Origin of the sequence: Metasolibacillus fluoroglycofenilyticus (genome assembly GCF_003049645.1) — a bacterium.
Classification (GTDB): Bacteria; Bacillota; Bacilli; order Bacillales_A; family Planococcaceae; genus Metasolibacillus; species Metasolibacillus fluoroglycofenilyticus.
Map to the genome: position 1 here is coordinate 51,004 of NZ_PYWK01000004.1, position 24,009 is coordinate 75,012.

Annotated in this window: 25 protein-coding genes and 1 other annotated feature; of the genes, 1 reads left to right on the forward strand and 24 read right to left on the reverse strand. The window is 40.9% G+C overall.

From position 1 onward, the window contains the following. Nucleotides 1–399: 399 nt before the first annotated feature. The 16 genes from C9J36_RS13950 to epsC form a co-directional block, all read right to left on the reverse strand. On the reverse strand, nt 400–1,002 hold the full coding sequence (locus C9J36_RS13950) for a class I SAM-dependent methyltransferase (protein WP_066168834.1): 603 nt from the start codon (nt 1,000–1,002) through the stop codon (nt 400–402). 91 nt (nt 1,003–1,093) lie between these two features. Further along, complete coding sequence (gene rplL, locus C9J36_RS13955; protein ID WP_066168830.1) at nt 1,094–1,456, reverse strand: 50S ribosomal protein L7/L12; 363 nt, start codon at nt 1,454–1,456, stop codon at nt 1,094–1,096. Between the two features lie 76 nt (nt 1,457–1,532). After that, complete coding sequence (gene rplJ, locus C9J36_RS13960) at nt 1,533–2,033, reverse strand: 50S ribosomal protein L10 (RefSeq protein WP_066168827.1); 501 nt, start codon at nt 2,031–2,033, stop codon at nt 1,533–1,535. A gap of 34 nt (nt 2,034–2,067) precedes the next feature. Then, nucleotides 2,068–2,212, reverse strand: a sequence feature (ribosomal protein L10 leader region). Nucleotides 2,213–2,260: 48 nt separating this feature from the next. After that, nucleotides 2,261–2,959, reverse strand: a complete 699-nt coding sequence (gene rplA / locus C9J36_RS13965; RefSeq protein ID WP_066168824.1) for a 50S ribosomal protein L1 — start codon at nt 2,957–2,959, stop codon at nt 2,261–2,263. Nucleotides 2,960–3,076: 117 nt separating this feature from the next. After that, nucleotides 3,077–3,502 carry a 50S ribosomal protein L11 gene (rplK, locus tag C9J36_RS13970; protein ID WP_066168821.1) on the reverse strand — a complete coding sequence of 142 codons (426 nt, stop codon included), beginning with the start codon at nt 3,500–3,502 and terminating at the stop codon, nt 3,077–3,079. A gap of 267 nt (nt 3,503–3,769) precedes the next feature. After that, a complete protein-coding gene (nusG, locus tag C9J36_RS13975; protein ID WP_066168818.1) occupies nt 3,770–4,309 on the reverse strand; it encodes a transcription termination/antitermination protein NusG in 540 nt (179 codons plus the stop codon). A gap of 178 nt (nt 4,310–4,487) precedes the next feature. After that, nucleotides 4,488–4,673 carry a preprotein translocase subunit SecE gene (gene secE, locus C9J36_RS13980; protein WP_066168815.1) on the reverse strand — a complete coding sequence of 62 codons (186 nt, stop codon included), beginning with the start codon at nt 4,671–4,673 and terminating at the stop codon, nt 4,488–4,490. 32 nt (nt 4,674–4,705) lie between these two features. Then, on the reverse strand, nt 4,706–4,852 hold the full coding sequence (rpmG, locus tag C9J36_RS13985; protein WP_107943577.1) for a 50S ribosomal protein L33: 147 nt from the start codon (nt 4,850–4,852) through the stop codon (nt 4,706–4,708). Between the two features lie 75 nt (nt 4,853–4,927). After that, nucleotides 4,928–5,557: an RNA polymerase sporulation sigma factor SigH gene (sigH, locus tag C9J36_RS13990; protein ID WP_107943496.1), complete on the reverse strand. Its 630-nt coding sequence runs from the start codon at nt 5,555–5,557 to the stop codon at nt 4,928–4,930. 431 nt (nt 5,558–5,988) lie between these two features. After that, a complete protein-coding gene (locus tag C9J36_RS14000; RefSeq protein ID WP_066168809.1) occupies nt 5,989–6,501 on the reverse strand; it encodes an NYN domain-containing protein in 513 nt (170 codons plus the stop codon). A gap of 1 nt (nt 6,502) precedes the next feature. Next, a complete protein-coding gene (gene rlmB, locus C9J36_RS14005) occupies nt 6,503–7,249 on the reverse strand; it encodes a 23S rRNA (guanosine(2251)-2'-O)-methyltransferase RlmB (protein ID WP_066168804.1) in 747 nt (248 codons plus the stop codon). 15 nt (nt 7,250–7,264) lie between these two features. Further along, a complete protein-coding gene (locus C9J36_RS14010; RefSeq protein WP_066168801.1) occupies nt 7,265–7,666 on the reverse strand; it encodes a Mini-ribonuclease 3 in 402 nt (133 codons plus the stop codon). Nucleotides 7,667–7,670: 4 nt separating this feature from the next. Further along, a complete protein-coding gene (gene cysS / locus C9J36_RS14015; RefSeq protein WP_107943497.1) occupies nt 7,671–9,071 on the reverse strand; it encodes a cysteine--tRNA ligase in 1,401 nt (466 codons plus the stop codon). Between the two features lie 483 nt (nt 9,072–9,554). Beyond that, a complete protein-coding gene (gene gltX / locus C9J36_RS14020; RefSeq protein ID WP_107943498.1) occupies nt 9,555–11,015 on the reverse strand; it encodes a glutamate--tRNA ligase in 1,461 nt (486 codons plus the stop codon). A 226-nt stretch (nt 11,016–11,241) separates the two neighbouring features. Beyond that, nucleotides 11,242–11,721 carry a 2-C-methyl-D-erythritol 2,4-cyclodiphosphate synthase gene (gene ispF, locus C9J36_RS14025; RefSeq protein WP_107943499.1) on the reverse strand — a complete coding sequence of 160 codons (480 nt, stop codon included), beginning with the start codon at nt 11,719–11,721 and terminating at the stop codon, nt 11,242–11,244. Between the two features lie 227 nt (nt 11,722–11,948). Further along, complete coding sequence (epsC, locus tag C9J36_RS14030) at nt 11,949–12,890, reverse strand: serine O-acetyltransferase EpsC (RefSeq protein ID WP_066168776.1); 942 nt, start codon at nt 12,888–12,890, stop codon at nt 11,949–11,951. 282 nt (nt 12,891–13,172) lie between these two features. On the opposite strand from epsC, the gene C9J36_RS14035 reads away from it, so the two are divergent. Then, on the forward strand, nt 13,173–14,225 hold the full coding sequence (locus C9J36_RS14035) for an NAD(P)/FAD-dependent oxidoreductase (RefSeq protein ID WP_107943500.1): 1,053 nt from the start codon (nt 13,173–13,175) through the stop codon (nt 14,223–14,225). 45 nt (nt 14,226–14,270) lie between these two features. Here the strand turns inward: C9J36_RS14035 and ispD are convergent, their stop codons facing one another. The 8 genes from ispD to C9J36_RS14075 form a co-directional block, all read right to left on the reverse strand. After that, complete coding sequence (ispD, locus tag C9J36_RS14040; protein ID WP_107943501.1) at nt 14,271–14,960, reverse strand: 2-C-methyl-D-erythritol 4-phosphate cytidylyltransferase; 690 nt, start codon at nt 14,958–14,960, stop codon at nt 14,271–14,273. A gap of 11 nt (nt 14,961–14,971) precedes the next feature. Further along, nucleotides 14,972–16,042: a PIN/TRAM domain-containing protein gene (locus C9J36_RS14045; protein ID WP_066168766.1), complete on the reverse strand. Its 1,071-nt coding sequence runs from the start codon at nt 16,040–16,042 to the stop codon at nt 14,972–14,974. 289 nt (nt 16,043–16,331) lie between these two features. Next, a complete protein-coding gene (gene radA, locus C9J36_RS14050) occupies nt 16,332–17,708 on the reverse strand; it encodes a DNA repair protein RadA (RefSeq protein WP_107943502.1) in 1,377 nt (458 codons plus the stop codon). 240 nt (nt 17,709–17,948) lie between these two features. Continuing rightward, entirely contained in the window at nt 17,949–18,902 is a 954-nt protein-coding gene (locus tag C9J36_RS14055; RefSeq protein ID WP_066168760.1) for a methyl-accepting chemotaxis protein, read from the reverse strand. Nucleotides 18,903–19,444: 542 nt separating this feature from the next. Next, on the reverse strand, nt 19,445–21,889 hold the full coding sequence (locus tag C9J36_RS14060; protein WP_066168757.1) for an ATP-dependent Clp protease ATP-binding subunit: 2,445 nt from the start codon (nt 21,887–21,889) through the stop codon (nt 19,445–19,447). Then, on the reverse strand, nt 21,879–22,973 hold the full coding sequence (mcsB, locus tag C9J36_RS14065; protein ID WP_107943503.1) for a protein-arginine kinase McsB: 1,095 nt from the start codon (nt 22,971–22,973) through the stop codon (nt 21,879–21,881). The genes C9J36_RS14060 and mcsB overlap by 11 nt, the downstream gene beginning before the upstream one ends. After that, nucleotides 22,970–23,500, reverse strand: a complete 531-nt coding sequence (locus C9J36_RS14070; protein ID WP_066168752.1) for a UvrB/UvrC motif-containing protein — start codon at nt 23,498–23,500, stop codon at nt 22,970–22,972. The genes mcsB and C9J36_RS14070 overlap by 4 nt, the downstream gene beginning before the upstream one ends. 13 nt (nt 23,501–23,513) lie before the next feature. Then, a complete protein-coding gene (locus tag C9J36_RS14075; protein ID WP_066168750.1) occupies nt 23,514–23,981 on the reverse strand; it encodes a CtsR family transcriptional regulator in 468 nt (155 codons plus the stop codon). Nucleotides 23,982–24,009: the final 28 nt, after the last annotated feature.

A 24,009-nucleotide genomic window follows, 5' to 3' on the forward strand; every position in this document is an offset into this window, starting at 1 on the left:
CTCAAGCTAACTTTAGTCCGGTTTTTTTCGAATGAGTACGAAAACTCCCCTTAAAAAACTGTAACATTTGCCAGAGGCTTTAGGCCAACTTGATGTTGGTCACTCAGTCGCTACCACTGGATGTGGCGCTCTTAAACTGCACTTCTCTCCATCAGCGAAAATTGAATCTCCCACTGAAAGAAAGCAAGATAAATAATTCAGCCCGCCACCTATCTAAAAGATGAGAGCTCTTAATAAATTAAGATAAACTAAATTCTCGCAAAACATACCCTACTTAAAATCAAATTCATACAAAAGGGCATACTTCTTCAAAATAATAATTTTGCATTTTATTATATTATCACAGTCAATTTGTCAAGTCAATATTTTAGCGTGAATTGACTTGACAAAAGTTAAAATTCACTTTTTTCCACGCACAATCCAATACCCTTTTTTCTTCTCAACGACCTCTACTTCAGCAAAAAGTCCCTCTAAATGACTTACAGTTGACGGAGCTCCCTGCTTTTTTTGAATAACGACCCATAACTCGCCACCAATTACCAACATAGCATATGCTTCGTTATAAAATTTAAAAATCGTTTCTTTACCTGCGCGAATAGGTGGATTCGTTAAAATAGCTGCTACTTCTGTTTGAGGCGCTACATTTGCTAGTCCATCACTTTCGATAACTTGCACATTTTGAATCCCGTTCACTTCCGCATTTTTTTGCGCTAACGCTACAGCACGTGAATTAATATCCATCATATAAATAAAGCGATCTGGGTGCGCCTTTGCTAAAGCTAAACCAATGGGACCATACCCACAGCCTACGTCCATAACCGCTCCTTTAATTGCAGGCATTTCAAATGTGTCAATTAATACACGGGAGCCAAAATCTACTTCATTTTTACTAAAAACACCGGCATCCGTTTCAAATATAAACTCTGAGCCAAGCAGTGTAAACTTCCACTTACGCGGTTTACTTTCAACTTGCGGCTTATTAGAATAATAGTGCTCTGACACTTAGTAACGCCTCCTTGCTAAAAAGAATTAGGTAAAAAAACAAGCCCGTCATATGACGAGCTTGTCTATTTTAAGAGATGCTAACAAGAAATTACTTAACTTCTACAGTAGCGCCAACTTCTTCAAGTTTAGCTTTGATTTCTTCAGCTTCTTCTTTAGCAATACCTTCTTTAAGAGCTTTAGGAGCGTTGTCAACAACCTCTTTAGCTTCTTTTAAGCCTAAGCCAGTGATTTCACGAACCACTTTGATTACTTTGATTTTTTCAGCACCAGCGGCAGCTAATACTACATCAAATTCAGATTTTTCTTCAGCGGCACCTGCAGCACCACCAGCAACCACAGCTACAGGAGCAGCTGCTGTTACACCGAATTCTTCTTCGATTGCTTTTACTAAATCGTTTAATTCAAGAACTGTCATAGCTTTAATAGCTTCTAAGATTTGCTCTTTATTCATTTTAATTTCCTCCTACATTAGGTTATGTTTTAAGTTTTAGGCGATTAAGCCGATTTTTTGTGAAGTTCGGTAGCAATTAAGCTCCTTGCTCTTCTTTTTGGTCTGCAACAGCTTTTGTTGCAAGTGCGAAGTTGCGCACTGGTGCTTGAAGTACAGATAAAAGCATAGAAAGTAGACCTTCGCGTGATGGAAGTTCTGCAAGAGCTTTAACATCTTCAAGTGATGCAACAGTACCTTCGATAATACCCGCTTTAATTTCTAACGCTTCGTTCTTTTTAGCGAATTCGTTAATAATTTTAGCTGGCGCTACTACATCTTCATTTGAGAATGCGATAGCGTTTGGACCTGTTAAATGTTCGTTAATTCCTCCAACGTTTGCAATATCAGCAGCACGACGAGTTAAAGTGTTTTTATATACTTTGAACTCTACGCCAGCTTCACGAAGTTGCTTACGAAGTTCTGTTACTTGAGAAACAGTAAGACCGCGGTAGTCAACCACTACTACAGATGCAGCAGCTTGGAACTTGTCAGCGATTTCTTGTACTTGAACTTTTTTAGCTTCAACAGCTTTGCTCATTTGATGACACCTCCTATTAGAATGAGTCATTTATACCGACAAAAGAAAGCCCCTATATCAAAATAGACATAGAGGCAGAAAGTCATCATCTTAAAAAGATTCCGAATTCCGTTGTCCTCGGTAGGAAAATTAAGCGCACAATGCACTCCTACTGTCTACGGTACAAATGGATAATTCACAACAGAAACCATATTAACAAATGGTTGAATTGTTGTCAACTATTTTTATTATTTAACCGCTACGTTAGCAGCGTCAATTTTAACAGCTGGACCCATTGTAGTAGTTACGTTTACAGACTTCATGTAAGTACCTTTAGCTGCAGCAGGTTTTGCTTTTTGAACTACGTCAAATACAGCTAAGAAGTTTTCTACTAATTTTTCTGTTTCGAAAGAAGCCTTACCAATCGGAGCATGGATAATACCAGCTTTTTCAGCGCGGTATTCTACTTTACCAGCTTTGATTTCTTCGATTGCTTTCGTTACATCAAAAGTAACTGTACCTGTTTTTGGGTTTGGCATTAAGCCTTTTGGACCTAATACACGACCAAGTTTACCAACTTCACCCATCATGTCTGGTGTAGCTACGATTACATCGAAGTCGAACCAGCCTTGTTGGATTTTTTGGATGTACTCAGCATCGCCTACATAATCTGCACCAGCAGCTTCTGCTTCTTTAAGTTTTTCACCTTTAGCGAAAACTAATACGCGTTGAGTTTTACCAGTACCGTGCGGAAGCACTACTGCACCACGAATTTGTTGGTCATTTTTACGAGTATCAATCCCTAAGCGGAATGCTACTTCTACAGTTGCATCAAAGTTTACAGTGCTAGTTTTTTGCGCTAGCTCGATTGCTTCTTCTACAGAATAAAGTTTTGTACGGTCAATTAATTTAGCCGCATCTTGCAGCTTTTTACCTTTTTTAGCCATTATAATTTCCTCCTTGATTGTGGTTATAGCGGAATTTTACCTCCCACGAATAAAGGTTGCGCACCACTCGAGTGCCGCAACCTTCCAAAAACAAATGCATCATCAAGTAAATGGGAATTAGTCTTCGATCGCAATACCCATGCTACGTGCAGTACCTTCAACCATTAACATAGCCGCTTCTACTGATGCAGCATTAAGGTCTGGCATTTTTTGTTCAGCGATTTCGCGAACTTTATCACGTTTAACCGTCGCTACTTTTTTACGGTTTGGTTCACCTGATCCAGATTGGATACCAGCTGCTACTTTAAGTAGAACTGCTGCAGGTGGAGTTTTCGTAATGAAAGTAAATGAACGGTCTTCAAATACTGAAATCTCAACAGGAATGATTAGACCTGCTTGATCAGCAGTACGAGCATTGAACTCCTTACAGAATCCCATGATGTTTACACCTGCTTGACCTAGTGCAGGACCAACCGGTGGAGCTGGGTTAGCTTTACCAGCAGGGATTTGAAGTTTTACAACTTTAATAACTTTTTTAGCCACGAGACACACCTCCTTAAGTCCGTGATGTGGTAATTGGGTTGCCCCTCCCACTCAAATATCTGTCTGTCAGCTAATTTGCCGATAACATTAAAAATCTATCAATTGCCGACTGAAAACAATTTACAGTCTGACCTATGAAATGATAACACTTTTATATCATATACGCAAGCACAAATAATAGTCAAATTTCATTTTATTGCTTTCCACACATTGTCAATTTACGTAGACCACAATCTATTTCAAGTATATTATCTATGCTCAATTAGATTAGATTTTGCGAATTTGTTCGAAGCTAAGTTCCATCAGCGTTTCGCGTCCAAACATATCCACACTAACTTTTACTTTCGATTTTTCCACATCTACTTCTTCCACTTTCCCTTGGAAATGAGCAAACGGTCCTTCTAATACTTCCACAACCTCGCCAACCTCTAAGGCAATATCACCAATTGCTGTATCCTTCATACCCATTTGAGCGAGTAAACGCTCTGCCTCTTCTGGCAATAACGGCGTTGGCTTTGCACCGCCACCTGAAGAACCAATAAAGCCTGTTACGCCAGGTGTGTTACGCACGACATACCAAGAGTCATCCGTCATAATGATTTCCACTAGCACATAGCCTGGGAAAACTTTTCGCATAACTGTACGCTTTTTACCATCTTCTTTTACATCTACTTCTTCTTGCTCTGGAACGATTACACGGAAAATTTTATCTTGCATCCCCATCGTTTCAACGCGCTTTTCCAAATTTGCTTTCACGCGATTTTCATAACCTGAATAGGTGTGAACTACATACCAATTTTTCTCCATAGCTACAAGGACTTTTCGTCCGTCCCTCCTTTGTTATTTTAATTCAACGGATGTCACAGTTTTTTAAGAAGATGACGCTAACTTCCATCAAACCTCTCCAAAAATCCGGACCAGATTTTTCGCCAAATGAAAAAACCCGTTATGACTACGGACGGGCTATTTCATCATCAATATTATTTTACAAACTTAAGAACCAACGGAATAACTCTGAAATCCCTAGGTCAACTACCGAAAAATATAAAGCAAAGAAAATAACTGTCACTATAACAACAACTGTATATTTCGTTAGCTCTTTACTTTTTGGCCAGCTTGTTTTTCGCATTTCTGCGCCTACTTCTTGCAGAAAGGTTGTAACTTTACTCATCCTAGCTTAACCTCCAAAATCAATGATATCCTCTATATTGTCTGTTTATGCACCGTATGTTCATTGCAGTGTGCGCAAAATTTTTTCAGCTCTAGTCGCTTTGTTGTACCTTCTTTAGCAGGCATCGCATAGTTTCTTGAGCCACATTTCTCACAACTCATAATGACTTTTTTTGCCATTTGTATCACCTTTTCGGCATTTTGTCTTTTCAAGACTAACACCTAACAATGATGCTTGTCAACAAGCTTCTTGCGTCAACGAATCCCTTCAACTTCCAAATGACGCTCCAATTTCCGCTTCACTCGCTGCAACGCATTATCGATTGATTTGACGTGACGGTTCAGCAGTTCAGAAATTTCATAATATGAACGTCCTTCTAAATAAAGTGCCAGTACTTGCTGCTCTAGCTCACTTAACACTTCACTCATTTTTTCTTCTAGATAGCTGAATTCCTCTTGATTAATCATCGCATGCATAGGGTCATCAGATTGCGGGCTTGTTATGATATCCATCAATGTTCGCTCAGATTCTTCATCATAAATTGGCTTGTCTAACGACACGTAAGAATTAAGTGGGATGTGCTTTTGTCGTGTAGCCGTTTTAATGGCTGTAATAATTTGTCTTGTAACACATAGCTCAGCGAACGCTCTGAACGAAGCAAGCTTGTCCCCCTTAAAGTCTCGTATCGCTTTGTAAAGACCAATCATGCCTTCTTGTATAATATCTTCTTTGTCAGCACCAACAAGAAAATAGGACCTTGCTTTCGCTTTCACAAATAAGCGGTATTTTGTTATTAAAAAATCTAACGCATCTGTATTTCCTAGTCGAACTTGTTCTACAAGCTCCTCGTCAGAAAGCTCTTCAAATTGCTGTATGGTTGGCATCTTACTACTTTTAAGCAATCGCTTCACCTCAGTCACTTAAGAATCATTAGCAACAGTATAATTGAACTAAACAGAAAATCAATCATCCCTTAGCTAACGCTTGTCCATCTTTTTCATATGTTTGGCGGAAGTCAATGAATTTTATATTGCACAAGTTTTTTCTCCATTATTCAAGCAATCCACCAAAGATTTCAGCTTAATTTAATTTGGCATAACAGATAAAGTAAAACTTCAATCTCAGTGGAGGTTTTCCTCATCCTCCACTGATTGTTCGGTGAACCAATCGGACTTTTACGGGCAGTTCAGCTCCCACTTATCCTAAGCGTATCTTCACTTAAATCTTGAAATGGGCGTCTTACTGCCCGTTAATGCGGGATAAATTGGCTAGTCATCCCATCATCTATGAAGTTACTTATCAAAATCTAGCTAACCTACTTCAAGCCGCGTCGCCACTTTTCAAATGCAAGCTCCACATCTTTGGATAAAGAAATGCGCGAAGCTGGCTTCTCTATTTGTGTTTTTTTTACTTTGGATGAAATTTTGGTTTGCACAATTTGAATTTCAATTTCTAATTCGCGAGCAGATTTGCGCAACGCACCTTGTCCAAACACTACATTTTGCTCGGTCATATCAGAGGTTGCTACATGAATTTGTACTTTTCTACCCTTTAATTCATTCGTTAGCTTCTCTATACGCTCGTCTGCCGTTTCATTTTTCCGCGTAAATAGCACTTCGACATCGTGCTTCATATGCAATTTCTCAGTACCGGGTACAAGATACGCATCGAATACAATAATGACCCGCCATCCCATTGTCGCCTTATATTCAGCAAGCAATTCTACTAAACGATCACGGGCATCCTCTAAGCTTTTATCGCGCAAAGGGCGCAATTCCGCCCAAGCTCCAATCATATTATAGCCGTCTACTAGCAAAACATTTTGCATATTATAAAGCTTGGCGGTTACGGTATACTTCGTACATTAACAGGGCCGCTGCAACTGAAGCATTTAACGAAGTAACATGACCAACCATCGGTAAATGGTATAAAAAATCACATTTCTCTTTCAGTAGACGGCTCATGCCTTTCCCTTCACTACCGATAATAATCGCTAACGGCAATGTAGCATCCATTTTGCGATAATCCGCGGAACCCTTTGCATCGGTACCAGCAACCCATATCCCGCGCTCCTTTAGTTCATCTACAGTTTGCGCTAAATTCGTTACTCGTACAACAGGCACATGCTCGATTGCTCCCGTCGAAGCCTTTGCAACAACCGCTGTCAAGCCAACCGCGCGACGTTTCGGAATAATTATACCATGCACACCAACCGCATCTGCCGTTCGCATAATAGAGCCTAAATTATGAGGGTCTTCCAACTCATCTAAAATTAAGAAAAATGGATCCTCGCCTTTTGCTTGTGCGGCTGAAAATAAATCTTCTAGCTCTGCATAATCATAGGCTGCAACAGACGCTACAATTCCTTGATGGTTTGCATCCGACAGCTGATCCACCTTTTTCTTCGGCACAAACTGCACGAGCACACCACGCTCACGTGCTAAATCTAACAGCTCCTGAATGCCTGCTTTTTTGACACCTTCTGCAATCCATAGCTTGTTCATTTCGCGACCTGAACGCAATGCCTCTAATACTGGGTTTTTTCCTGCAATCATTTCACCAGCTTGCTCTGCCATCTACGACACTCCTCTCTACTGTTCTACGATTGTAATTGCATAATTAATTATTTCATCCACTCGGTCCAACTGTCCTAATAAATATAAGCTACCGAGCACCGCTTCAAAGCCCGAGCTGTTGCGATATGTTTGCACATCTGTATTTTTCGGTATGGAGCCTGATTTAGCATTGCGACCTCTCTTAAATACCGCAAGCTCTTCCTCCGTCAAATAATTTTCCTCTAGCAAACGATATATGACCATTGATTGCGCCTTTGCAGATACATATTTGGTCGCCTCACGATGCAGCGTATTCGGCTTCACTCGCCCCATGCGCAGAAGGTGTTCGCGCACCCTCTGCTCAAGCACCGCATCTCCCATATAGGCAAGTGCTAGCGCATTCAATTGTTTAACATCTTCTTTTCGAAGCTCTGACATCCTATTACCCTCGTTTCCAGCGTGTACCTTGACGCGTATCTTCCAATACGATATTCAAGCTCAATAAATGGTCACGAATTTCGTCAGAACGTGCAAAATCACGGTTTTTACGCGCTGCATTCCGCTCTTCAATTAACGCCTCTATTTCTTCATCAAGCAGCTCTTCTTCCGCTTTTAACACAATCCCTAAAACATCACCAAGTCGGTCAAATGTTGTAAGGAATTTTTGTAAAACCTCTTGCTCTGTATTACTTTCAGCTACATAAATATTTGCTAAACGAGCTAATTCAAATAAAGCCGTAATCGCATTGGCTGTATTAAAATCATCATTCATTGCATCCTCAAACTGCTGCTGGATTGCCGCAATTTGCGTTAGCCACCCTTCAGCATTGTTTACTAAATTAGCCGCTCGCGCAAGGCGATGCTCTACATTGTTATACGCTGTGCGAATTCGCTCTAAGCCTGTGCGTGCTGCCTCAACTAAATCTTGTGCAAAGTTGATTGGCTGGCGGTAGTGTACAGATAACATAAAGAAGCGTAGCACTTGCGGATCGATTTGCTGGCGAATATCATGTACTAATACAAAATTCCCTAATGACTTCGACATTTTTTCATTATCGATATTAATATAGCCATTATGCATCCAATAACGCGCAAATGTTTTTCCTGTATGCGCCTCTGATTGTGCAATTTCATTTTCATGGTGCGGGAATGTCAAATCTTGACCGCCTGCGTGGATATCAATTGTATCACCTAAATGCTCACGTGCCATTACAGAGCACTCGATATGCCAGCCCGGTCGACCATCTCCCCAAGGACTAGCCCAGAAAATTTCATTCGGCTTTACTGCTTTCCAAAGGGCGAAATCAAGCGGGTCTTCCTTTTTCTCTCCCGCTTCGATACGCGCACCAACCTTTAGGTCATCAATGGATTGGTGTGATAATTTACCATAACCATCAAATTTACGCGTTCGATAGTAAACGTCTCCTGCTGATTCATATGCATAGCCCTTATCAATTAATACTTGGATAAATGCAATAATATCATTCATATGCTCCGTTACGCGTGGATGCACATCTGCTTTACGGCAACCTAGTGCTGTAATATCGTCGAAATATGCCCCGATAAAACGCTCCGTCAGTTCAAATACTTCTTCACCTAGCTCATTAGCCGCTTTAATAATTTTGTCATCAACATCTGTAAAATTAGATACGAATTTCACTTCGTAGCCTGCATATTGAAAATAGCGACGCACTGTATCATACACAATAACAGGACGTGAGTTCCCGATATGAATATAGTTATAAACAGTCGGTCCGCACACGTACATTTTTACCTTGCCCTCTTCTAATGGCACAAACGTTTCCTTTTGTCGTGTTAATGAGTTGAAAATCGAAATGCTCATCTTTTTCTCTCCTTTTCATCATTCTCCAAGCCCTCTTGACATCGCCATTTACGCAAATGCCTAGCGTTTATAATTATCAATACAAAAAACGTCTCCGCCACAAAATTGTGACAGAGACGCATAATTAGCGTGGTTCCACTCTGCTTGAAAGGGTCAAATCAACTATGCTTCGGTCAGATTTCTTAAATTTCGCTAGGGAAATTTTTTCGCAATCTGTCAAAAGCGTTGTTTTGATTCAGCGATGCTAAAATCAAGATTAGTCCACTTTCCGCTTTAAAGTCCTTTTAACGATGGACGACTCCGGCTTGCCTACTTTCCGTTTCAGCGAAGCGCTCAAAGGTGCATTTCCGTGTTGCCTAGGCTCAGACTACTTTCAGCCGGTGGTAGTCCTCTCTTGTCGAGCATGCGCGACGTACTTCTCCTTATCAAAGCTTTCATATATAGTAGCTTTATTGTACAGAAATTAGTAAAAAAATCAAACATTTAATTCGCGTACTTTTCTACGCGAGCAATAACTTTCTCTTTACCAATTAATGCAATAGCATTCGGTAACTCTGGGCCATGTGTTTGACCAGTTGTTACTACACGAATTGGCATAAATAAATTTTTCCCCTTATGACCTGTTTCTTTTTGTACAGCTTTAATCGCAGCCTTAATTGATTCTGCATCAAACGACGCTAGCGACTCTAATTGTGCTTTAAATGATGTCATTACTTCAGGTACCTGCTCACCCGCTAACACCTCTGTAGCTTCTGCATCATAGTCGATTTCATCTTTAAAGAATTGCGCAGAAAGCTCGACAATTTCAGCTCCAAAGCTCATTTGGTCGTGATATAAACCAATTAATTCAGAAGCCCAAGCAGCTTGCTCTTCATTTAGTTCCATAGGTAAAAGATTCGCTTTTTGTAAATGCGGTAATGCCAATGCGACAACTTCTTTACGATCTAGCTTTTTAATATATTGATTATTCATCCACGTAAGCTTCGTTTTATCAAACATAGAAGGTGATTTAGATAAACGTTTTTCATCAAATAGCTCGATAAATTGCGCTTTCGTGAAAATCTCCTCTTCCCCTTCTGGAGACCAGCCTAGCAGTGCAAAGAAATTGAACATTGCCTCTGGTAAGTAACCTAAATCTTTATATTGCGCTACGAATTGAATAATTGATTCATCACGTTTCGAAAGCTTTTTACGATCTTCATTAACGATTAATGTCATATGCCCGTACTGTGGATATTCCCAATCAAAGGCATCAAAAATCATCATTTGTTTCGGTGTATTTGATAAATGTTCCTCACCACGGAAGACGTGTGAAATTTCCATGAAGTGGTCATCTAATACGACCGCATAGTTATATGTTGGAATACCGTTTGCTTTTACTAGCACCCAATCGCCGATATCCTTTGACTCAAAAATAACCTCACCGCGCACTAAGTCTGTAAACTTGTACGTTGTGTCTGCTGGTACGCGCATACGTATCGTATAAGCTTCTCCAGCCGCTTCCTTCTTCGCTACTTCATCCGCTGTTAAATGACGGCATTTACCATCATATGTCGGCGCAGCAACACCATTTGCTTTTTGTGCCTCACGTGATGCCTCGAGCTCCTCTGATGTACAAAAACATTTATATGCTTTTCCTTCAGCCAGTAGACGCTCCGCATACTCTTTATAAATATCAAGGCGCTCCATTTGGCGATATGGTGCATACGGTCCGCCGATATCGATTGATTCATCAGGTATAATACCTAGCCAGCGCAGGTTGTCGAGCTGAGATGCTTCCCCGCCCTCCACATTACGCTCGATATCCGTATCTTCAATACGCACGATAAATTTACCATCATGGTGTTTGGCATATAAATAGTTAAATAATGCTGTACGCGCTCCGCCAATATGTAAAAAACCCGTTGGCGATGGCGCATAGCGAACACGAACTTGTTTCGTCATAAAAAAACCTCCTGAATTTTAACGGATTTCCGACCGTTTTCAACTTTGTCCATTTTACCACTGTCCATATACAATTAAAAGTATAGGAGTAAAAAAGCAAAGCACTCATTATAAACGACCAAGCGATGAATATAAAACAGCTTTTTAAATCATGACCTACACTCTAAAAAGCAATAATAGCTGTTCAAAAAGTTGCATGTTAAACCACTTTTCAAACAGCCACTCATTATTGTTTTTTAATTAACAAAATCGTAGCTAAAGCTGCAATTCCTTCCTCACGACCAACAAAGCCTAACTTTTCTGTCGTCGTCGCCTTTACATTCACTTGTGATGCGTCTGCATTTAACAGCTCCGCAATTCGATTACGCATAGGTTCAATATAAGGTGCCATTTTCGGACGCTGTGCCATAATTGTTGCATCTACATTCCCTAACACATAGCCTTTCTCCTCGACAATCTTCCAAATATACTGTAGCAATTTTGCCGAATCAGCGTCCTTCCACTCAGGGTCTGTATCCGGAAAGTGACGTCCGATATCTCCCTCACCAATTGCGCCAAGTGCCGCATCCGTAATCGTATGTAATAATACGTCTGCATCAGAATGCCCTAAAAGACCGCGTTCATGTGGAATTTCAATCCCGCCTAAAATTAATTTGCGCCCCTCCGCAAATGCATGTACATCATAGCCTTGTCCTACTCGAAACATATTCATCTTCCTTTAATTTTTATTTATTCTACTATTTAAGGTGACCCAAAGTCATCACATAAAAGCTTCTGTTCTATTCCCTATCATACCAAAATTTGCGCTGAAATAGGGAAGAGACCGTCTAAAAAATCATTTTGAGACGGTCCCTTTGTGACGAATAACCATAAGAGCACATGTTTTTGTGCCTGTCGCCTCGCTTTTGGCACAAAAAAATTTATCTAAAATTTTTAAATATGATACTCAATGTTTTTCATTTGACTATTACTAATATTTGGAGATGGTTGTGAATTATAAACACGAGAATACGGTGGGACAGAATGCGTTAGCCAAATATTACTTCCTAGCACCGAATCATGACCGATTGTCGTTTCTCCACCTAAAATCGTCGCACCCGCATAAATGACTACATTATCCTCAATATTCGGATGGCGCTTAATTCCTTTAATTGGATTTCCATTCGCATCAAGCGGGAAGCTTAACGCTCCCAACGTCACACCTTGATAAATTTTCACATTGTTGCCAATTGTACATGTTTCTCCAATAACAACCCCTGTACCATGGTCAATAAAAAATGACTCGCCTATCGATGCCCCCGGGTGAATATCAATACCCGTTAAACGATGCGCATACTCTGACATAATACGTGGCACAATTTGCACACCCATCTCATACAGCTCATGCGCAATGCGATGAGTAAACACTGCTACAATTGATGGATAGCTTAGCAAAATCTCCTCTGTTGAAAGTGCCGCTGGGTCTCCGTTGTAGGCAGCTTGAATATCCGTTTGCAGCATTTTGCGAATTGTTGGGAACCTAGCAATTAAATTCATCACAATTTTGTCCGCCTGCTCACGGCAATACGTCCCACAATTTGCTGGGTCGCTATCTTCCATATTATAAATCAACACTTTTTCTATAATATCACGCAAATCTAATGCTGCCTCACGCAATTTATTACTACTCACAATATTAATGCGCATCTCATCAATTGGTGGCGTTGTGTAAATGCCCGGAAATAATACTTCATGAAAGTTATCTAAAATTTTATAGATTTGATCACGTCCGATAAAGCCTATAGAATTTTCAATATCAACATACTGCTTATTTATATCATTTAAAGAGCTCGTAATTGCTGGTATTTTTTCATTCAACCATTCATTTAAGTTCATAACAACAAAACACCCCTTCAATTTTTAGTCTATTCTCTGATTAATCATATATCAATACTCGTGTTTTTATAAGGGTACAAAAGATTGTCGCGCTTTGCAAGCACAGAAGTTTACTAACGTATAATCATTTTAATTTCCCGCACTATATTGCACTTGGACCCGACTTTTCTTTTCTGAAATTTCATGCTATGATGAAGTCACTCGATAATGATAATCGTTATCAACAGAGGAATTAATATCATCTTTTAGGTTTTAAATACTTTTCAGGGATGTGGAAATATAGTGCAAAATGTATATGATGTAACAATTATTGGCGGCGGTCCCGCAGGTTTATATAGCGCTTTTTATAGTGGGTTGCGCGGCTTAAAAACAAAGCTTATCGAAAGTCAACAGGAATTAGGAGGGAAGGTACTGCTTTATCCCGAAAAGCTTATTTGGGATATTGGTGGCCATCCACCTGTACTTGGAGGGCAATTCGTTAAGCAATTAATTGAACAAGCAAAAACATTTGACCCAACAATCTTAACGAATACGAAAGTTGATTTGATAGAGCGACAGGATGATTTATTCATCGTTCATACTTCAATGGGTGAATGTCATTACTCTCGAACGATTCTTCTAGCAGTCGGTGGGGGCATTATTAATCCGCAAAAGCTCACATTAGAGGGCGCTGAAAAATATGAGATGGCAAACTTGCACTATACCGTGCAATCGTTTCAACGCTTTGTTGACAAAGAAGTTATTATTTCAGGTGGGGGCAATGCAGCCATTGATTGGGCAGTTGAGCTTAGCTCAATCGCGAAAAGTATCACGGTTGTGTACCGAAACGAAAAGCTATCGGCACATGAGGCAACAATACAAGAAGCAATTAATGCAGGTGTTAAAATTGAATGTAACACGTCCATTACAAAGCTCACTTCCAATGCTGACAAAACAGCTATCCAGTATGTAACATGTGAAAATTCAAAAACACAAGAAAACTCTATCCGCCAAATTGATGAAGTCATTATTAGTCATGGTTATAATCATGAAGCATCATTGGATTTTGATGAAGCAATAGCTCTTCCAAAAAAGGATGACTATTATTTCGAAGGGAAGGCTACTGGAGAAACAGCACAGCCTGGCATTTTTGCAGCAGGTGACATTTTAGCATTTGAAGGCAAGGTCAATCTTCTGATTGGCACTTTCCAGGATGCAGCGAATGCCGTTAACTCCATTAAAACTTATTTAGAGCCTAGCGCGTACCGCTACGGGATGGTATCATCACATAATGAGCTGTTCAAAGAAAAAAATCGTTCCATTATCGAAAAACAATTATCGAAAGTGGGTAATTAAAAAGTGGCTAGGGAACTGTATGAAAACAGTCCTTAGCCACTTTAATTATTTTTGCAAAGCTCGTTTACGCAAAATTGCCTCACCAAATAGCAAGTCTTCCTGTGTTGTCATTTTCAGATTTTCATAACTACTTTCGACAATATGCACTTCATGTCCAAGTCGTTCTACTAGCATCGCTTCATCCGTACCTAAAAAGCCAATTTTTTCTGCTACATCCTCAGCCTCCGCTAGCAAATCGAAGCGAAATGCCTGCGGCGTCTGAATCATCCATAGACTATCACGCTCAACTGTCTCAGCAATCACTGTGCCACGCACCTTCTTCATCGTATCCTTCGCTCGCACACCCGCAATGGCTGCCCCTTTCTCATACGCCACCTTTGCCAATTGCGCAATAATTTCTTGGGTAATAAATGGGCGTGCAGCATCATGCACAAGGACAATCTCTACTTGCTCCATTGCCTTCAAGCATGAGTGCACAGAGTGCTGTCGCTCCTCACCGCCAGCAGGTAAACCTTTTACTTTCGTAATGCTATAGCGTGCAAGCAAGCCTTCAATAAATGCTCGTTCCTCTGGCTTTACTGCCAGCCAAATGCCCGTACAATTACAATCCTGCTCAAAGATTTCTAATGTGTGCATTAAAATGGGCTTTTCTAAAAGCGGCAAAAACAATTTGTTTTGCCCTGCGCCCATTCGCTTTCCACTGCCCGCAGCAGGCAATACTACTTCATATCGCATTTGCTCACTTCCTAACTTTCTTTTGGCTTAGCAAATATCATGCGCCCTGCCGATGTTTGTAGCACGCTTGTAACGGTCACTGTAATTGCCTGCCCGATATAGCTGCGACCACCTTCTACAACAATCATCGTACCGTCATCTAAATAAGCAACCCCCTGATTATGCTCCTTGCCATCTTTAATAACAACGACTTGCATATCCTCCCCTGGAATAACAACAGGCTTCACTGCATTCGCTAAATCATTAATATTTAATACTTGCACGTTGTGTAACTCACATACTTTATTTAAGTTGAAATCATTCGTTAATATTTGTGCGCTGCGCTGCTTCGCTAAGCGCACTAGCTTCAAGTCGACTTCTTGAACCTCTTCAAAATCATCATCTACAATTAGCACTTGTGATGCTCGCTCATCCTGTAGTCGCTTTAAAATATCTAGACCTCTGCGACCTCGCGTGCGTTTTAATGTATCTGAAGAGTCAGCAATATGCTGCAATTCAGTTAACACAAATTGCGGCACAACTAACGCTCCCTCCACAAAGCCTGTGGCAGAAATATCTGCAATACGCCCATCGATAATAACGCTCGTATCTAATAACTTCGACATGGCCATATCATCCTGTACCGTAGTTTTTTTCTTCTGTATATTACTTTTAGGGGTAAATAGCTGCAATAGCTCCTCCCTCTGCTTAAAGCCAATGCGGAACCCTAAATAGCCGAGTATAATTGAGAAAAGAATCGGTAACACTTCTGGCACAACTGGTAGTGGGATACGCTCAATCGCAAAGCCGATAAAATACGCCACAATTAGCCCAACAATTAAGCCGAATGTTCCAAATAGCAAATCACCTATCGGCAATTTGAAAAGCACTTCCTCCATCCAAACAATTAAACGGACGCAATAATCAGATAATAAAAATGATAAAACAAATAGTAAACTAGCACCTAAAATAATCGAAACAATAGGATTGTCAAGCCACGGATTAGAAGATAAATGCATAAACTCGTATAATGGCGGTAAAAAAATAAAGCCTAACGCTCCCCCGATTAATAAAAAGGCAATTTGAATAACTCTCTTTAACATCACATCACATCCTCTCTTTGAGCATAATTATACATTGTTCCTCTTATTATTGCGATGAACAGCCCACTAATTTGCAAGAAATTTGATAGGACGTCCCAAAAACTGCACTTCACCTGCTTTTGGGACGTTTCATTCTTGTTTGGTTAAAATAAAGCTCCGTGTTTAAAAGCAAGTATCCCATTTAAAAAGATGATGAACACTAGACCTCGCAGCTTTCTTTACATTTTAAAATAAAAGAAGTAAAAAAAGCTGTCAGGAAATCAGACTTTCCTAACAGCCTTTACAGTCATTACAAATTATTAAAGCACAAACGCAAGCTATCACCTATCGTTTCAACACCAACGACTTGAATACCGGGTGGGAAGTCCCAGCCACCAATATTCGATGCTGGAATAAAAGCTCGTTGAAAGCCCAGCTTTGCTGCCTCCTGCACACGCTGCTCGATACGTGAAACTCGACGTACCTCCCCCGTCAAACCAACCTCTCCGATAAAGCAATCTGTAGCGCGAACAGCCTCATCTTTAAAGCTCGAAACAATCGATGTCAAAACAGCTAAATCAATCGCTGGCTCATCAAGCTTCACACCGCCCGCTACCTTAATATAAGCATCTTGTGCCTGCAACATCATACCCATGCGTTTTTCTAGTACTGCCATTAATAGCTGCACACGGTTTTGATCTACGCCCGTTGCCATTCGTTTTGGGTAATTAAAGCTTGTAGGTGTGACAAGTGATTGAATTTCCACTAAAATAGGGCGCGTCCCTTCCATCGATGCAACGATAGTCGAGCCCGCTACACCTTGTGAACGCTCCTGTAAAAATAATTCAGATGGATTTAATACTTCCTTTAGACCACCGTGCAACATTTCAAAAATAGCAATCTCATTGGTCGAGCCAAAGCGGTTTTTTTGGCTACGCAAAATACGGTGATTATGATGGCGCTCTCCTTCAAAATAAAGCACCGTATCCACCATATGCTCTAAAAGGCGGGGACCAGCAATTTGCCCCTCCTTCGTCACATGTCCCACAAGAAAAATCGCAATATTTTTCGTTTTCGCAATGCGCATTAGCTCCGCTGTACACTCACGCACTTGCGAAACACTTCCCGGCGCACTCGTCACCTCTGGATGGTGCACTGTTTGAATCGAATCGACAATGACAAACTTCGGTTGCACCTCTTCGATTGTTTGATGCAAAAACTCTAAATTCGTTTCAGAATATATATATAGCTCCTGTGACTTTACCCCTAAACGCTCTGCGCGCAGCTTTGTCTGGCGAATCGATTCCTCCCCAGAAATATAAAGCACCCGCTGCCCACGATTGGAAAGTAGCGCGGACACCTGAAGCAATAAAGTCGACTTTCCAATGCCTGGGTCTCCCCCAATTAACACAAGCGAGCCCGCAACAATACCGCCCCCCAGCACACGGTTCAATTCCGTCATCTCGGTAACAATGCGTGCTTCCTCCACCGTTTCCACAGTCATTATCGGCACAGCCTTTTGCGTTGTTGCACTAGAATGCTGGAAGGCTCCGCGAGGTCCCTTGACAATAACCTCCACTTCCTCCACCATTGTGTTCCACTGCCCACAGCCCGGACAGCGCCCCATCCACTTCGCCGATTCGTAGCCACATGCATTACATATAAATTTTGTCTTCTTTTTTGCCATGATACCTCCGATGTTTTTAGCTTTATTATAGCAAAGTAATAAAATACTGCCTATTCACGCAAGCCTCCCTCCAAAGTCTGTGACACCCGCCGCAAGTCTGGTCAACACGATGTTGGTCACTTAGTCGTGCCAGTAAGATGCGATAGTCTTAGACCAAGTTCCTTTTTATCAGCTTGTGTCCAGTCACCTAATAGAAGTTAAAAAGACAGCAGCTTTATCGCAAGCTACCGTCCAATTTCGTTATTTTCTAATATGAAAATGTTTTACTTGCTCCACTGCCTCTAATAATTTACGTGTGACGATTTCAGATTCGTCAATATGGTTTGTTAATACACGATTCGTGTCATCAAATAGAGATGTTGTCATTTTGAATTTATCCATTACATCTTCATTTGAGGTTTTTTGCTCTTTCATATAGCCTAATAGTTCATCAATGCCTGTTTGGACATTCGTAATCATATGCAGTAAACTTTCAATTTGCGCAGATGTTGCTGCACTCTTTTCGATGCCATTCGTCACTAGCTGCATATTATTTTTATTGTCTTCATAGGCTTGGGCAATTTGCTCTTCGATTTTCTTTGTTAAGTTTGCGATGTCTTCGGTGCTTGTTTTCGTGTTTTCTGCTAATTTCCTTACTTCCTCGGCAACGACAGAAAAGCCTTTTCCATGTTCCCCGGCTCTCGCAGCCTCAATTGAAGCATTTAGAGCGAGCAAGTTCGTCTGATTTGAAATCTCTCCAATCACATTAACAATTTCCGCAATTTGCTTAGAACGCTCACTTAAATCGCTCATGCTTGAAGAGGTTTTTTGCGATTGCTCACCTAATAAATCAATTAGCTGCTCCACTTCATGTACTGCCTGCTTACTCTCAACTGACAATGTTGCCATTTGGTCAGAGGCAGAAATTAAAATATTCCCTTTACTCAATGCATTTTCTGCAATATGGTTTGATTTGATTGTACTATTTTCAACTTTATTAAACTCATCTAAAATTTCTCCAACCATTTCACCTAGTACAACATGCTGATTGTTTACTTTATCATGTTGTTCAATTGTCGAAATCATTTCCTTATGTAACTCATTTAAAAAAATTTGAAACTCGTGATCCTTTTTATCAAGCTGCGCATTTAGTTCATCAATTTTTGTTTTAAATTGCTCGATATCCTCTTTTTTTGATTGAAATATCGTAAACATAGTCCTATCACCCCATATTATCAATTGCGCCTCGGCTCTAGATTTTTTTCAGCTTACGAAGGAAATTTCCTCAAAATTCGTGATGTTCGCCGGAGACTTTATTTTGCCTTCCCATTCATTTTACTGATTTTCTAAAGTTTAATAAACCATTTTATCATCGATTACACTTTCCGAACAGGTCTAAAGTCACAATTCGCACACAATCATTGGAAATGCCAACGCAAAAAACTTAGCATTGCGAAAAAGCACGAGAAATCAAGGTGATTTCTCGTGCTTCTATCAATTACGCCTCAGCGCAATTGTGTCCAGATTTTTTATGCTATTTAACGGAAGTTAACCTAAAACCTTCACGTCCTGTGACATCCGCCAGAGGCTTTAGCCCAACACGATGTTGGTCACTCAGTCGTTATCTTAGGATGCAATGTTCTTAGACTGAGTCCCTATGATTCAGCGAGTGTTTGCGCACTAGCTAAAATCAGTCTAATGCTTGCATTCATCTCACCAATTACAGTGGTGGGAGATTTCCGCTGAAAGACGTTAAATTAAGCCTCCACAGCATTTTCCTTGGCACGTACAACGAACTCATCATTGACATAATCGAAAACAATTTTGCCGCCTGTCAATACTGTGCCTTTTAATAGCTCCTCGGATAGGCGATCTTCCACATGTTTTTGCAGTGCGCGACGTAATGGGCGGGCACCATATTGTGGGTCGTAGCCTTCCTCTGCGATTTTTGCAAGCGCAGCGTCTGTCAGCTCTAGTTCGATGTTTTGCTCTTGTAGACGCTTCGTTAAAGATGCTGCCATTAATGAAATGATTTCTGTTAAGTGTTCTTTTTCTAATGAATGGAATACAATCATTTCGTCAATACGATTTAAGAACTCTGGACGGAATGCTTTTTTCAGCTCATCCAGCATTGTGCCCTTCATATCTTTATGTCTAGACGCTGAGTTGCCAACACTGAAGCCTAGATTTTTTTGGAATTTCAACGCATCCGCACCTACGTTTGATGTCATAATGACAACTGTGTTGCGGAAGTCAACGAGACGTCCTTTCGAATCCGTTAAACGCCCATCTTCCAACACTTGTAATAAAATATTGAATACATCTGGATGTGCCTTCTCAATTTCATCAAGTAGCACGACAGAATATGGTTTACGACGCACTTTCTCCGTAAGCTGACCGCCTTCATCGAAGCCTACATAGCCTGGAGGTGCACCAACTAAACGAGAAGTCGCATGTTTCTCCATATACTCAGACATATCAATGCGAATCATCGCATCCTCGTCTCCAAACATTACTTCTGCTAATGCGCGGGCAAGCTCTGTTTTACCTACCCCTGTAGGGCCGAGGAAAATAAATGAGCCGATTGGACGCTTCGGATCTTTTAAGCCTGCACGAGCGCGACGAATGGCACGTGAAATAGCTTCAACTGCTTCTCCTTGACCAACCACTCGCTTATGCAGCTCTTCCTCTAAATTTAACAGCTTTGCAGACTCCTCCTGCGCAATTTTATTTACAGGAATTCCTGTCCACATTGACACAACTTCAGCTATATCTTCCACCGTTACTTGAGATTCCGCCTTACCTTGAGATTCCTTCCATTCCTTCGTTGTTTGCTCTAATTCCTCTTTTAACTTTTGCTCAGAGTCGCGTAAAGCAGCAGCCTTTTCAAACTCTTGGCTTGATACAGCAGCATTTTTCTCAGAGCGTACGCTTTCTAAACGTTCCTCTAACTCCTTTAAGTTTGGCGGTACGATAAATGAGCGTAAACGCACCTTTGAGCCTGCCTCGTCGATTAAGTCAATTGCTTTATCAGGTAGGAAGCGGTCTGAAATATAGCGGTCCGATAATTTCGCTGCCGCATCCACTGCCTCATCTGTAATTTTCACTCGGTGATGCGCCTCATAACGGTCACGTAAGCCGTAAATAATTTGAATCGTTTCATCAACAGACGGTTCATCAACTTGAATCGGCTGGAAGCGTCGCTCTAAAGCAGCATCTTTTTCAATGTATTTACGATACTCATCTAATGTTGTCGCACCAATACATTGTAATTCGCCGCGCGCTAAAGATGGTTTTAAAATATTCGAAGCATCGATTGCACCTTCTGCTCCACCTGCACCAATTAATGTATGCAATTCATCAATGAATAAAATAATATTGCCTGCTTGGCGAATTTCATCCATTACTTTTTTCAAGCGATCCTCAAATTCACCACGGTATTTTGTGCCTGCCACGACAGTTCCCATATCAAGTGTCATAACGCGTTTATCGCGTAAAGTTTCCGGTACTTCGTTGTTAACGATTTGCTGTGCTAAACCTTCTGCAATCGCCGTCTTACCTACACCTGGTTCACCAATTAGCACTGGGTTATTTTTTGTACGTCGAGATAATACTTCAACGACACGTGTAATTTCTTTCGAACGACCGATAACTGGGTCTAATGAGCCTTCACGTGCAATGGCAGTTAAATCGCGTGCTAAGCCGTCTAAAGTTGGTGTGCTCGCAGTCGGGCTTGCCGCACCGCCTCCAGCCTGATTTGCATCGTTATTGCCCAGTAATAGTAGCACTTGTTGACGCGCTTTATTTAAGCTCACATCCGCATTAGCTAAGACGCGTGCGGCTACTCCTTCCCCTTCTCGAATCAACGCTAATAAAATATGCTCTGTGCCAATATAGGAATGACCTAATTTACGTGATTCATCAACAGATAATTCAATTACCTTTTTAGCTCGTGGCGTATAGCTCACTGTTAAGCCTACTTTTTCAGTTCCCTTCCCTACTAGCTCTTCAATACCTGCTTCAATCGTTTGAGGGCTAACACCAATTGCTTCTAGCGCTTTTGCTGCGATGCCACCGCCTTCACGTACGAGACCAAGTAAAATATGCTCTGTGCCAATCGCATCATGATTTAAACGAATAGCTTCTTCCTGTGCTAGTTGTAAAACCTTTTGTGCACGTTGCGTAAATCGATTAAACATCATATGTTTCCTCTCCTTTTTCTCCTGTAGTTAAACTATCTTTACCCAATTTCCTCTGAATATATTGCGCTCGATATATATCACGGTCTACCGCATCGAGCATTGTACCTGCATATTGTTGAACAAAGCCTGGTTGAATTAGCATCACACATTCATTTAAGCTGTTTGGTGAGATTCCTTCAATTAACTTCAAGTCAACACCTAATCGCACACTTGATAGGCAGGATGCCGCCTCTTCACTCGTTAATACACGAGCATAGCGTAGCGTTCCTAATGCACGATTAACGCGGTCATCCAATGTCACTCGCGCTCGCTCAAGTAATTTTTGACGAGCAGCGCGCTCTTTCCCGATAATTTGTTCAACAACCTTTTGCAGCTCCTCTAAAATTTCACGCTCTGACTTACCAAGCGTTACTTGGTTAGATATTTGATAAATATTACCCAAATTTTCGCTGCCCTCTCCATATATACCACGCACAACCATCCCTAAACGTGTCATCATTTGGATGAGGACATTCATTTGCTTAGACATTGTTAATGCTGGTAAATGCATCATAATGGATGCCCGTAAACCTGTACCTACATTTGTTGGACAACTCGTTAAATAACCAAACTGCTCATCATATGCATAGCTCACTTGCTTACCTAAGCGATTATCTAGCTTACTCGCCTGTTCATACGTCTCCATCAACTGCAAGCCCGGGCTCAAAACTTGAATGCGTAAGTGGTCCTCCTCGTTAACCATTACACTTGTCGATTCATCTAATGATAAAAGGACCGCCCCTGATTCTTTATGCTTTGCTAAATAAGGGCTAATTAAATGCTTTTCTACTAACAATTGACGCTCTAATTGTGATAAGTCTGCCATTCGAAAATAAGAAAAATTTAATTGCTCTTGTGGTGTGAGCAATGCCTTCATAAGCTTTTCCTGTACGTCATTTGCCTCTTGCTGTGAAAAGCTAAGCGGAAAGCGTGTATTGGCGATATTTCTAGCAAGTCGAATACGAGTCGTCATGACAATATCTGAATGCTCACCATATTCGGCGATGCACTTAGGCGCATGTTTTAAAAAATGCTCGATATTCATACGTCTACACCTCCAGCATCAAGCTTTTGCTGAATTAATTTTATTTCGTCACGCATTTTAGCAGCGTCCTCAAAGCGCTCTTCCTCAATTGCTCGCTGCATTTGCTGACGGATGCCCTCTACTTTTTGCTTGAGCTGCTCCATACTAATGACTACTGATTTCCCTGTATGTGATGTACCTGCCTGTAAACGGCTAAGCACGGGGGGCAATTGCTCCCGGAATGTGTCATAGCACTCAGCGCAGCCAAACTTCCCTTGCTTTAAAAATTGGCGATATGTGAAGCCGCATGACGGACATGTGCTTGGTGTGGTCTTTTTTTCCTCTGCTTGCGTGCTTTTCCACATCGGTACACCAAACCAATTTGAAATAAGCTGATGCAGACTGACAGGTTCCTCCTGTATATCTGTCTGGAACGGATGGAATTTGGATGCACAATGCTCGCAATAATGCTTTGCGACCGCTTGCCCATTTTGTACTTTTGTCACCGTGACAGTTGCGTGTCTCTGTTTACAATGTTCACAAATCATGCTAATCACCTACCTATTTATTATCGTATTTCAACGTAATAAGCATCGCCTTTACTATATATGCACGAACTTGGTCACGTAGTGGTAACGGCAATGCTAATGTGGAACGGTCGACTGCTGCTAATATCAACTTGGCTTCTCGTTTCGTAATAATTTCTTCGTCTATTAAACGATATACCATATGCTCAACTGCCTGTTGCGTTACCGCTTCTCCAGCCTGCTCCATCATATTGTCAATAAGTGCTGCTTTAGAGTGAATCTCAACACGTAAAATACGAATATAGCCCCCGCCGCCACGCTTACTTTCTACTAAATAACCTCGTTCCGCTGTAAACCTTGTATTAATAACGTAATTGATTTGAGACGGAACGCATTGAAATTTATCTGCAAGCTCACTGCGTTTTATTTCAATATGCTCTTGCCCACTTAATTCGAGAACTTGTTTTAAATAACCTTCAATAATATCAGATATATTCCGCACGATTGTCTCTCACCTCAATTCCATAACT

Coding starts and splice junctions, on each gene's coding strand:
- C9J36_RS14070 (WP_066168752.1), bottom strand. CDS start 23,500: ATGATTTGTGAACATTGTAAACAGAGACACGCAACTGTCACGGTGACA.
- C9J36_RS14010 (WP_066168801.1), bottom strand. CDS start 7,666: ATGTCAGAGCTTCGAAAAGAAGATGTTAAACAATTGAATGCGCTAGCA.
- C9J36_RS14060 (WP_066168757.1), bottom strand. CDS start 21,889: ATGATGTTTAATCGATTTACGCAACGTGCACAAAAGGTTTTACAACTA.
- rlmB (WP_066168804.1), bottom strand. CDS start 7,249: ATGGCAGAGCAAGCTGGTGAAATGATTGCAGGAAAAAACCCAGTATTA.
- mcsB (WP_107943503.1), bottom strand. CDS start 22,973: ATGAATATCGAGCATTTTTTAAAACATGCGCCTAAGTGCATCGCCGAA.
- ispF (WP_107943499.1), bottom strand. CDS start 11,721: ATGTTTCGAGTAGGACAAGGCTATGATGTACATGCATTTGCGGAGGGG.
- secE (WP_066168815.1), bottom strand. CDS start 4,673: ATGAGTAAAGTTACAACCTTTCTGCAAGAAGTAGGCGCAGAAATGCGA.
- C9J36_RS14000 (WP_066168809.1), bottom strand. CDS start 6,501: ATGCAAAATGTTTTGCTAGTAGACGGCTATAATATGATTGGAGCTTGG.
- C9J36_RS14045 (WP_066168766.1), bottom strand. CDS start 16,042: ATGTTAAAGAGAGTTATTCAAATTGCCTTTTTATTAATCGGGGGAGCG.
- rpmG (WP_107943577.1), bottom strand. CDS start 4,852: ATGGCAAAAAAAGTCATTATGAGTTGTGAGAAATGTGGCTCAAGAAAC.
- epsC (WP_066168776.1), bottom strand. CDS start 12,890: ATGAACTTAAATGAATGGTTGAATGAAAAAATACCAGCAATTACGAGC.
- sigH (WP_107943496.1), bottom strand. CDS start 5,557: ATGCCAACCATACAGCAATTTGAAGAGCTTTCTGACGAGGAGCTTGTA.
- ispD (WP_107943501.1), bottom strand. CDS start 14,960: ATGCGATATGAAGTAGTATTGCCTGCTGCGGGCAGTGGAAAGCGAATG.
- cysS (WP_107943497.1), bottom strand. CDS start 9,071: ATGAGCATTTCGATTTTCAACTCATTAACACGACAAAAGGAAACGTTT.
- rplL (WP_066168830.1), bottom strand. CDS start 1,456: ATGAATAAAGAGCAAATCTTAGAAGCTATTAAAGCTATGACAGTTCTT.
- C9J36_RS14055 (WP_066168760.1), bottom strand. CDS start 18,902: ATGTTTACGATATTTCAATCAAAAAAAGAGGATATCGAGCAATTTAAA.
- rplJ (WP_066168827.1), bottom strand. CDS start 2,033: ATGAGCAAAGCTGTTGAAGCTAAAAAAGTTCAAGTACAAGAAATCGCT.
- rplA (WP_066168824.1), bottom strand. CDS start 2,959: ATGGCTAAAAAAGGTAAAAAGCTGCAAGATGCGGCTAAATTAATTGAC.
- gltX (WP_107943498.1), bottom strand. CDS start 11,015: ATGACGAAACAAGTTCGTGTTCGCTATGCGCCATCGCCAACGGGTTTT.
- nusG (WP_066168818.1), bottom strand. CDS start 4,309: ATGGAGAAAAATTGGTATGTAGTTCACACCTATTCAGGTTATGAAAAT.
- radA (WP_107943502.1), bottom strand. CDS start 17,708: ATGGCAAAAAAGAAGACAAAATTTATATGTAATGCATGTGGCTACGAA.